The sequence below is a fragment of the Nocardioides sp. genome (assembly GCF_030655615.1).
GTDB lineage: Bacteria > Actinomycetota > Actinomycetes > Propionibacteriales > Nocardioidaceae > Nocardioides.
Map to the genome: position 1 here is coordinate 1 of NZ_JAURVJ010000212.1, position 8,237 is coordinate 8,237.

The window sequence follows — 8,237 nt, forward strand, 5'->3', positions numbered from 1 at the left end:
ACGCAACGTGAAGGGTCTGCTGGGCACCAAGCTCGGCATGACCCAGCTGTGGGACGAGAACAACCGCGTCGTCCCCGTGACCGTGATCGCCGCGAGCACCAACGTGGTCACCCAGATCCGCAAGCCCGAGACCGACGGCTACAACGCCATCCAGGTCGGCTACGGCGAGATCGAGGGTCGCAAGATCACCAAGCCGCAGGCCGGCCACTTCGAGAAGGCCGGCACCACGCCGCGCCGCCACGTCGTGGAGATTCGCACCGCTGACGCCTCGACCTACACCGTGGGCCAGGAGCTCGCGGTCGACACCTTCGCTCCCGGCGACACGATCGACGTCACCGGCACCAGCAAGGGCAAGGGCTTCGCCGGCGTCATGAAGCGCCACGGCTTCCACGGCGTGGGCGCGTCCCACGGTGCCCACCGCAACCACCGCAAGCCCGGCTCCATCGGCGCCTGCGCGACCCCCGGTCGCGTGTTCCAGGGCACCCGGATGGCCGGCCACATGGGTACCGACACCGTCACCACGCAGAACGTCACCGTCCACGCGGTCGACGTCGAGAAGGGCCTGATCCTGCTCAAGGGCGCCGTCCCCGGCCCCAAGGGCGGCCTGATCATGCTCCGCTCCGCCGCGAAGAAGCAGGAGGCCTGAGCATGGCTACCACCGTCCCCGTCGACCTCCCCGCCGAGATCTTCGACGCCAAGGTCAACGTCCCGCTGATCCACCAGGTCGTCGTCGCCCAGCGCGCCGCCGCCCGCCAGGGCACCCACTCCACCAAGACGCGCGCCGAGGTGCGCGGCGGTGGCCGCAAGCCCTACAAGCAGAAGGGCACCGGCCGCGCCCGCCAGGGCTCGACCCGTGCGCCGCAGTTCGCCGGCGGTGGCGTCGTCCACGGCCCGCAGCCGCGCAGCTACGACCAGCGGACCCCCAAGAAGATGAAGGCCGCCGCCCTGCGCGGAGCCCTCAGCGACCGGGCCCGCAACGAGCGCATCCACGTCGTTGAGTCGATCGTCAGCGGCGACAAGCCGTCGACCAAGGTCGCTCTCAAGGCGCTGGCCGAGATCTCCTCGCGTGCCAAGTTCCTCGTCGTGCTCGAGCGCGCCGACAGCGTCACCTGGCTCTCGCTGCGCAACGCGCACGAGGTCCACATCGTCGCCGTCGACCAGCTCAACACCTACGACGTGCTGGCCTCCGAGGACATCGTCTTCACCCAGGGTGCCTACGACGCGTTCGTGGCCCAGCAGACCGGCACCGCGACGCGGGCCGAGAAGGCCGCCCCCGCGGTCGGCCTCGACAAGACCGAGGAGGGCGACAAGTGAGCACGATCCACAAGGACCACCGCGACGTCCTGATCGCACCGGTGGTGTCCGAGAAGAGCTACGGCCTGCTCGACGCCAACAAGTACACGTTCCTGGTGCGTCCCGACGCCAACAAGACCGAGATCAAGATCGCGATCGAGAAGATCTTCAGCGTCAAGGTGACCTCGGTCAACACGCTCAACCGGGTCGGCAAGACGCGCCGCACGAAGACCGGCCTCGGCAAGCGCAAGGACACCAAGCGCGCGATCGTCAGCCTCGCCGAGGGCCACCGCATCGACATCTTCGGGGGTCCGGTCTCCTGACCGGGTTCCGAGAGGACTACTGACTCATGGCTATTCGCAAGTACAAGCCGACCACCCCGGGCCGTCGTGGCTCGTCGGTCGCCGACTTCGTCGAGATCACCCGTACGACGCCCGAGAAGTCCCTGACGCGTCCGCTGCCCAAGAAGGGCGGCCGCAACAACCAGGGTCGGATCACCACGCGTCACCAGGGCGGCGGGCACAAGCGTGCCTACCGGATCATCGACTTCCGTCGCTACGACAAGGACGGCGTGCCGGCCAAGGTCGCTCACATCGAGTACGACCCCAACCGCACCGCCCGTATCGCGCTGCTCCACTACGTCGACGGCGAGAAGCGCTACATCATCGCCCCCAAGGACCTGACCCAGGGCACCCGGGTCGAGTCCGGCGTCGGCGCCGACATCAAGCCCGGCAACAACCTGCCGCTGCGCAACATCCCCGTCGGTACCACGATCCACTGCGTCGAGCTCCGCCCCGGCGGCGGCGCCAAGATCGCCCGGTCCGCCGGCATCAGCGCCCAGCTCGTCGCCCGTGAGGGCTCGCGCGCCACGCTGCGCATGCCGTCCGGCGAGATGCGCTTCGTCGACGTCCGCTGCCGCGCCACCATCGGCGAGGTCGGCAACGCCGAGCAGTCCAACATCAACTGGGGCAAGGCCGGCCGCATGCGCTGGAAGGGCAAGCGCCCGACCGTCCGCGGTGTCGTCATGAACCCGGTCGACCACCCGCACGGTGGTGGTGAGGGCAAGACGTCCGGTGGACGTCACCCCGTGTCCCCGTGGGGCAAGCCCGAGGGCCGCACGCGCAAGCGCAAGGCCTCCGACTCGCAGATCATCCGCCGGCGCAAGTCCGGCAAGAACAAGCGTTGATCAGGGCCTAGGAAAAGGAACTAGAGACAGATGCCTCGCAGCCTCAAGAAGGGCCCCTTCATCGACGGCCACCTTCAGAAGAAGGTGGACGCCGAGAACGACAAGGGCACCCACAACGTCATCAAGACCTGGTCGCGCCGTTCCATGATCACGCCCGACTTCATCGGGCACACGATCGCCGTCCACGACGGTCGCAAGCACGTCCCGGTCTTCGTCACCGACTCGATGGTCGGCCACAAGCTGGGCGAGTTCGCCCCGACCCGCACCTACCGCGGGCACGTCAAGGAAGACCGGAAGGGGCGTCGTCGCTGATGTCTACCACCGAGCGCCACCGCATCAGCGCGCGCCGCGACACGCTCCTGGGCGACCAGCCCGGCGCGTTCGCGAGTGCCCGCTTCCAGCGGATCACCCCGATGAAGGCCCGCCGCGTGGTCGACCTCGTCCGCGGCCTCCCGGTCGCCGACGCGCTGTCGATCCTGCAGTTCGCGCCGCAGGCCGCCTCCGAGACCGTCTACAAGGTCCTCGAGAGCGCGATCGCCAACGCCGAGACCACCGAGGGCCTCGACGCCAGCGACCTGGTCGTCTCCGTCGCCATGGTCGACGAGGGCCCGACGATGAAGCGCTGGCGCCCCCGCGCCCAGGGCCGCGCCACCCGCATCAACAAGCGGACCAGCCACATCACGCTCGTGGTGCAGCCGGCCTCTGCTCTCAAGAAGAACGGAAAGGGTGCCTGATGGGCCAGAAGATCAACCCCAACGGCTTCCGTCTGGGCATCAGCACCGACCACAAGTCGCGCTGGTACGCCGACAAGCTCTACAAGGCCTACGTGGGCGAGGACGTCGCGATCCGCAAGCTGCTCTCGAAGGGCATGGAGCGCGCCGGCATCGCCAAGGTCGAGATCGAGCGCACCCGTGACCGCGTGCGCGTCGACATCCACACCGCGCGCCCCGGCATCGTCATCGGTCGCCGCGGCGCCGAGGCCGACCGCATCCGTGGCGAGCTCGAGAAGCTGACCGGCAAGCAGGTCCAGCTCAACATCCTCGAGGTCAAGCAGCCCGAGATGGACGCCCAGCTGGTCGCCCAGGGTGTCGCCGAGCAGCTCGCCGGTCGTGTGCAGTTCCGCCGTGCCATGCGCAAGGCCATGCAGACCACGATGCGCTCGGGTGCCAAGGGCATCCGGATCCAGTGCTCCGGCCGCCTCAATGGCGCCGAGATGTCGCGCACCGAGTTCTACCGCGAGGGTCGCGTCCCGCTGCACACGCTGCGAGCCGACATCGACTACGGCTTCTACGAGGCCAAGACCACCTTCGGCCGCATCGGCGTGAAGGTCTGGATCTACAAGGGCGAGGTCGCCGGCACCCGTGCCGAGCGTCAGGCCCAGGCCGCAGCGCGCGCCGGCGTACCCGGCCGCGGCGGCAGCAACCGCCCGCAGCGCGGTGGCGAGCGTCCGAGCCGTGGCTCGCGCCCGACCCGCGCCGACCGCGAGGGTGGCGCCGAGGCTCCGGCCGAGACGGCGGCTCCCGCGGAGACGACTTCCGGAACGGAGGGCTGACCCATGCTGATGCCCCGTCGCGTCAAGCACCGCAAGCAGCACCACCCCAACCGCCGCGGTGCGGCCAAGGGCGGCACCACGCTCGCCTTCGGTGAGTTCGGCATCCAGGCGATCGAGGGTCACTACGTGACCAACCGGCAGATCGAGTCCGCTCGTATCGCCATGACCCGCCACATCAAGCGCGGCGGCAAGGTGTGGATCAACATCTACCCCGACCGCCCGCTCACCAAGAAGCCCGCCGAGACCCGCATGGGTTCCGGCAAGGGCTCGCCCGAGTGGTGGATCGCCAACGTCAAGCCCGGCCGCGTCATGTTCGAGCTGTCCGGTGTCGACGAGGAGACGGCCCGCGAGGCCATGCGTCGCGCGATCCACAAGCTCCCCATGAAGTGCCGCTTCATCACCCGAGAGGCCGGTGAGTTCTGATGAGCGCCGAGACCACCGCCCACGAGCTCGACGAGTTCAACGACGTCGACCTCGAGGCCAAGCTCCGCGAGTCCAAGGAAGAGCTGTTCAACCTGCGCTTCCAGGCCGCGACCGGCCAGCTCGAGAGCCACGGCCGCCTCCGCACGGTCAAGAAGGACATCGCGCGGATCTACACCGTGGTGCGCGAGCGCGAGCTCGGCATCCGCACCGCCCCCGGCACGAACGACGAGGCAACCGCATGAGCGAGACCACCGGCACCAACACCCCGACCGAGCGCAACACGCGCAAGACCCGCGAGGGCCTGGTCGTCAGCGACAAGATGGACAAGACCGTCGTGGTCGAGGTAGAGGACCGCGTCAAGCACGCGCTCTACGGCAAGGTCCTGCGACGCACCAGCCGTCTCAAGGCGCACGACGAGAACAACGAGTGCGGCACCGGCGACCGGGTCCTGATCATGGAGACCCGTCCGCTGTCGGCGACCAAGCGCTGGCGCCTCGTCCAGATCCTCGAGAAGGCCAAGTAGTCCACCTTCCCGGCCAACAACACCGTTCAGCCAGGCTCCTCGTCCGAGAGGCGCGGAGAACCGGCTCGACAAGGAGAGAACAGTGATTCAGCAGGAGTCGCGACTCAAGGTCGCCGACAACACGGGTGCCAAGGAGATCCTTTGCATCCGGGTGCTCGGCGGCTCGGGTCGGCGCTACGCCGGCATCGGTGACGTCATCGTCGCCACGGTCAAGGACGCGATCCCCGGCGGCAACGTCAAGAAGGGCGACGTCGTCAAGGCCGTCATCGTGCGCACCGTCAAGGAGCGCCGCCGTGCCGACGGGTCCTACATCCGCTTCGACGAGAACGCCGCCGTCATCCTCAAGGCCGACGGCGAGCCGCGTGGTACCCGCATCTTCGGCCCCGTGGGCCGCGAGCTGCGCGAGAAGAAGTTCATGAAGATCATCTCGCTCGCCCCGGAGGTGCTGTGATGGCTACGCCCAAGAAGGCCAAGATCGACATCAAGAAGGGTGACACCGTCAAGGTGATCGCCGGCAAGGACAAGGGCGCCGAGGGCAAGGTCATCAAGGTGCTCCGCGAGGAGCAGCGCGTGATCGTCGAGGGCGTCAACCGCATCAAGCGCCACACCAAGGTCGTCAACCAGGGCGGCCGCTCGGGCAACACCGGCGGCATCATCACCGCCGAGGCCCCGATCCACGTGTCCAACGTGATGCTCGTCGAGGGCGACGGCGTGACCCGGATCGGCTTCCGCCGCGAAGAGGTCACCAAGCGCCGTCCCGACGGCTCGACCTACCTGGGCACGCGCAGCGTGCGCATCTCGCGCAAGACCGGCAAGGAGATCTGAGCATGACCGAGGGAGCTGTGGCCGAGAAGGTCACGCCGCGTCTCAAGACGCGCTACCGCGAGGAGATCGTCCCGGCCATCAAGGCCGAGTTCGAGATCCCCAACATCATGCAGGTCCCCGGCCTGGTCAAGATCGTCGTCAACATGGGTGTGGGCGAGGCCGCTCGCGACTCCAAGCTGATCGAGGGCGCCATCCGCGACCTCACCGCGATCACCGGCCAGAAGCCGGCCGTCACCAAGGCCCGCAAGTCCATCGCCCAGTTCAAGCTGCGCGAGGGCATGCCGATCGGCTGCCACGTGACGCTGCGCGGCGACCGGATGTGGGAGTTCCTCGACCGCCTCCTGTCGCTCGCCCTGCCCCGCATCCGCGACTTCCGCGGTCTCAACCCGGGCCAGTTCGACGGCAACGGCAACTACACGTTCGGCCTGACCGAGCAGGTCATGTTCCACGAGATCAACCAGGACAAGGTCGACCGCCAGCGCGGTATGGACATCACCATCGTCACCACCGCCACGACCGACGACCAGGGTCGCGCGCTGCTCAAGCAGCTCGGCTTCCCCTTCAAGGAGAACTGACATGGCCAAGACTGCTCTGAGGGTCAAGGCGGCCCGCAAGCCCAAGTTCGCCGTCCGCGGCTACACCCGCTGCCAGCGCTGCGGGCGCCCCAAGGCCGTCTACCGCAAGTTCGGCCTGTGCCGCATCTGCCTGCGCGAGATGGCCCACCGCGGCGAGCTGCCCGGCGTGACCAAGTCCTCCTGGTGACCACCAGCCACACCAACCGCTGAAGGTCCGCTCCCGAGAGGGGCGGAAACCACAGAAGAGAGAGAACGACCATCCCATGACGATGACCGACCCGATCGCAGACATGCTCACGCGTCTGCGCAACGCCAACCAGGCGTTCCACGACGACGTCTCCATGCCCTACAGCAAGCTCAAGCAGGGTGTCGCCGAGATCCTCAAGCAGGAGGGCTACATCGCCTCCTTCGACGTGACCGACAACGAGGGCGTCGGCCAGACGCTGACCATCACCCTCAAGTACGGCCGCAGCCGCGAGCGTTCGCTCGCCGGCCTGCGCCGCATCAGCAAGCCCGGACTGCGTGTCTACGCCAAGCACACGGGCCTGCCCAAGGTGCTCGGCGGCCTGGGCATCGCGATCATCTCCACCAGCCAGGGTCTGCTCACCGACCGCCAGGCCAACCAGAAGGGCGTGGGCGGAGAAGTCCTCGCCTACGTCTGGTAACCCGAGACCGAGATAGGAGAAACACAGCATGTCGCGCATTGGCAAGCTCCCCGTCGCGGTCCCGTCCGGTGTCGACGTGGCCATCGACGGCCCCCTGGTGACCGTCAAGGGTCCCAAGGGAACCCTGAGCCACACCGTCGCCGCCCCGATCGTGGTCGAGAAGGGTGATGGCGTCCTCGACGTCAAGCGCCCCGACGACGAGCGCATCAGCAAGTCGCTCCACGGCCTGACCCGCACGCTGGTCAACAACATGGTCGTGGGCGTCACCGACGGCTACGAGAAGAAGCTCGAGATCGTGGGCGTGGGTTACCGCGTCCTGTCCAAGGGCCCCACGCAGCTGGAGTTCCAGCTGGGCTACTCGCACTCGATCACCTTCAACGCACCCGAGGGCATCACCTTCGCTGTCGAGAGCCCGACCAAGCTCGGCGTCATCGGCATCGACAAGCAGCTCGTCGGCGAGGTCGCCGCCAACATCCGCAAGCTTCGTAAGCCCGAGCCCTACAAGGGCAAGGGTGTTCGCTACTCCGGCGAGCACATCCGCCGCAAGGTCGGAAAGGCTGGTAAGTAGTCCATGGCCGTCAAGATCAAGCAGCAGAAGCACGCGTCCAAGCGTCTTCAGTCGCGGCTCAAGCGCCAGGTGCGTGGCCGCAAGAAGCTCCATGGCACCGCCGAGCGCCCGCGCCTCGTCGTGACCCGTTCGAGCAAGCACATCTCCGTCCAGGTCGTCGACGACCTCGTCGGCAAGACCCTGGCCTCGGCTTCCACCATGGAAGCCGACCTGCGGTCCCACGAGGGCGACAAGAGCGCCAAGGCAGCCCGTGTCGGTGAGCTCGTTGCCGAGCGCGCCAAGGCGCAGGGCGTCGAGACCGTGGTCTTCGACCGCGCCGGCAACAAGTACAACGGCCGGATCGCGGCCCTGGCTGACGGGGCCCGCTCCGGCGGGCTCACCTTCTAAGCCAGCGACGAATTCGAACAGGGAGTAGAGACTCATGAGTGGACCCCAGCGCGGACAGCGCGCAGGCGGCGACCGTGGCGGCCGTGGCGGCCGTGACGGCGGCCGTGGTCAGGGCGCTGAGAAGAGCCAGTACCTCGAGCGCGTCGTCGCGATCAACCGTGTGGCCAAGGTCGTCAAGGGTGGTCGGCGGTTCAGCTTCACCGCCCTGGTCATCGTCGGCGACGGCGACGGCATGGTCGG

At 67.9% G+C, this 8,237-nt stretch carries 17 protein-coding genes and 1 pseudogene; all 18 read left to right on the forward strand.

Annotation, left to right across the window (positions count from 1 at the left end):
- Nucleotides 1-646, forward strand: a 646-nt coding sequence (gene rplC, locus Q7T52_RS18390) for a 50S ribosomal protein L3 (RefSeq protein WP_304805004.1), incomplete at its 5' end; no start/stop codon positions are given.
- 2 nt (nt 647-648) lie between these two features.
- A complete protein-coding gene (gene rplD, locus Q7T52_RS18395) occupies nt 649-1,314 on the forward strand; it encodes a 50S ribosomal protein L4 (RefSeq protein WP_304805005.1) in 666 nt (221 codons plus the stop codon).
- Nucleotides 1,311-1,616 carry a 50S ribosomal protein L23 gene (rplW, locus tag Q7T52_RS18400; RefSeq protein WP_304805006.1) on the forward strand — a complete coding sequence of 102 codons (306 nt, stop codon included), beginning with the start codon at nt 1,311-1,313 and terminating at the stop codon, nt 1,614-1,616. Before rplD ends, rplW begins: the two co-directional genes overlap by 4 nt.
- Nucleotides 1,617-1,642: 26 nt before the next feature.
- Nucleotides 1,643-2,479: a 50S ribosomal protein L2 gene (gene rplB / locus Q7T52_RS18405; RefSeq protein ID WP_304805007.1), complete on the forward strand. Its 837-nt coding sequence runs from the start codon at nt 1,643-1,645 to the stop codon at nt 2,477-2,479.
- Between the two features lie 30 nt (nt 2,480-2,509).
- Entirely contained in the window at nt 2,510-2,791 is a 282-nt protein-coding gene (rpsS, locus tag Q7T52_RS18410; RefSeq protein WP_304805008.1) for a 30S ribosomal protein S19, read from the forward strand.
- Nucleotides 2,791-3,213 (forward strand): 50S ribosomal protein L22, encoded by a 423-nt coding sequence (rplV, locus tag Q7T52_RS18415; RefSeq protein WP_304805009.1) that lies wholly within the window; start codon nt 2,791-2,793, stop codon nt 3,211-3,213. The genes rpsS and rplV overlap by 1 nt, the downstream gene beginning before the upstream one ends.
- Nucleotides 3,213-4,031, forward strand: a complete 819-nt coding sequence (rpsC, locus tag Q7T52_RS18420) for a 30S ribosomal protein S3 (protein ID WP_304805010.1) — start codon at nt 3,213-3,215, stop codon at nt 4,029-4,031. Before rplV ends, rpsC begins: the two co-directional genes overlap by 1 nt.
- Nucleotides 4,032-4,034: 3 nt before the next feature.
- On the forward strand, nt 4,035-4,454 hold the full coding sequence (gene rplP, locus Q7T52_RS18425; protein WP_304805011.1) for a 50S ribosomal protein L16: 420 nt from the start codon (nt 4,035-4,037) through the stop codon (nt 4,452-4,454).
- Nucleotides 4,454-4,696 carry a 50S ribosomal protein L29 gene (gene rpmC / locus Q7T52_RS18430; protein ID WP_304805012.1) on the forward strand — a complete coding sequence of 81 codons (243 nt, stop codon included), beginning with the start codon at nt 4,454-4,456 and terminating at the stop codon, nt 4,694-4,696. The genes rplP and rpmC overlap by 1 nt, the downstream gene beginning before the upstream one ends.
- Nucleotides 4,693-4,977, forward strand: coding sequence for a 30S ribosomal protein S17 (gene rpsQ / locus Q7T52_RS18435; protein WP_304805013.1), 285 nt, complete (start codon nt 4,693-4,695; stop codon nt 4,975-4,977). Before rpmC ends, rpsQ begins: the two co-directional genes overlap by 4 nt.
- A gap of 82 nt (nt 4,978-5,059) precedes the next feature.
- Nucleotides 5,060-5,428: a 50S ribosomal protein L14 gene (gene rplN / locus Q7T52_RS18440; RefSeq protein ID WP_091109706.1), complete on the forward strand. Its 369-nt coding sequence runs from the start codon at nt 5,060-5,062 to the stop codon at nt 5,426-5,428.
- Entirely contained in the window at nt 5,428-5,802 is a 375-nt protein-coding gene (gene rplX / locus Q7T52_RS18445) for a 50S ribosomal protein L24 (RefSeq protein WP_304805014.1), read from the forward strand. The genes rplN and rplX overlap by 1 nt, the downstream gene beginning before the upstream one ends.
- Nucleotides 5,803-5,804: 2 nt before the next feature.
- The gene (gene rplE / locus Q7T52_RS18450) at nt 5,805-6,377 is read left to right on the forward strand and encodes a 50S ribosomal protein L5 (RefSeq protein ID WP_304805015.1); all 573 of its coding nucleotides are present in this window, start codon (nt 5,805-5,807) and stop codon (nt 6,375-6,377) included.
- A 1-nt stretch (nt 6,378) separates the two neighbouring features.
- On the forward strand, nt 6,379-6,564 hold the full coding sequence (locus Q7T52_RS18455) for a type Z 30S ribosomal protein S14 (RefSeq protein ID WP_028636399.1): 186 nt from the start codon (nt 6,379-6,381) through the stop codon (nt 6,562-6,564).
- Between the two features lie 76 nt (nt 6,565-6,640).
- Nucleotides 6,641-7,042 carry a 30S ribosomal protein S8 gene (gene rpsH / locus Q7T52_RS18460; protein WP_304805016.1) on the forward strand — a complete coding sequence of 134 codons (402 nt, stop codon included), beginning with the start codon at nt 6,641-6,643 and terminating at the stop codon, nt 7,040-7,042.
- Nucleotides 7,043-7,070: 28 nt separating this feature from the next.
- On the forward strand, nt 7,071-7,610 hold the full coding sequence (rplF, locus tag Q7T52_RS18465) for a 50S ribosomal protein L6 (protein WP_304805017.1): 540 nt from the start codon (nt 7,071-7,073) through the stop codon (nt 7,608-7,610).
- Between the two features lie 3 nt (nt 7,611-7,613).
- Entirely contained in the window at nt 7,614-7,997 is a 384-nt protein-coding gene (gene rplR / locus Q7T52_RS18470; protein WP_304805018.1) for a 50S ribosomal protein L18, read from the forward strand.
- 34 nt (nt 7,998-8,031) lie between these two features.
- Nucleotides 8,032-8,237: pseudogene (locus tag Q7T52_RS18475) on the forward strand (30S ribosomal protein S5); the annotation flags it as partial.

Bases quoted from the DNA above. Each gene is read 5' to 3' on its own strand.
- rpsH (WP_304805016.1), top strand. From the start codon at position 6,641: ATGACGATGACCGACCCGATCGCAGACATGCTCACGCGTCTGCGCAAC.
- rplV (WP_304805009.1), top strand. From the start codon at position 2,791: ATGTCTACCACCGAGCGCCACCGCATCAGCGCGCGCCGCGACACGCTC.
- rplD (WP_304805005.1), top strand. From the start codon at position 649: ATGGCTACCACCGTCCCCGTCGACCTCCCCGCCGAGATCTTCGACGCC.
- rplF (WP_304805017.1), top strand. From the start codon at position 7,071: ATGTCGCGCATTGGCAAGCTCCCCGTCGCGGTCCCGTCCGGTGTCGAC.
- rplE (WP_304805015.1), top strand. From the start codon at position 5,805: ATGACCGAGGGAGCTGTGGCCGAGAAGGTCACGCCGCGTCTCAAGACG.
- rpmC (WP_304805012.1), top strand. From the start codon at position 4,454: ATGAGCGCCGAGACCACCGCCCACGAGCTCGACGAGTTCAACGACGTC.
- rplB (WP_304805007.1), top strand. From the start codon at position 1,643: ATGGCTATTCGCAAGTACAAGCCGACCACCCCGGGCCGTCGTGGCTCG.
- rpsQ (WP_304805013.1), top strand. From the start codon at position 4,693: ATGAGCGAGACCACCGGCACCAACACCCCGACCGAGCGCAACACGCGC.
- rpsS (WP_304805008.1), top strand. From the start codon at position 2,510: ATGCCTCGCAGCCTCAAGAAGGGCCCCTTCATCGACGGCCACCTTCAG.
- rplR (WP_304805018.1), top strand. From the start codon at position 7,614: ATGGCCGTCAAGATCAAGCAGCAGAAGCACGCGTCCAAGCGTCTTCAG.
- Q7T52_RS18455 (WP_028636399.1), top strand. From the start codon at position 6,379: ATGGCCAAGACTGCTCTGAGGGTCAAGGCGGCCCGCAAGCCCAAGTTC.
- rpsC (WP_304805010.1), top strand. From the start codon at position 3,213: ATGGGCCAGAAGATCAACCCCAACGGCTTCCGTCTGGGCATCAGCACC.
- rplP (WP_304805011.1), top strand. From the start codon at position 4,035: ATGCTGATGCCCCGTCGCGTCAAGCACCGCAAGCAGCACCACCCCAAC.
- rplX (WP_304805014.1), top strand. From the start codon at position 5,428: ATGGCTACGCCCAAGAAGGCCAAGATCGACATCAAGAAGGGTGACACC.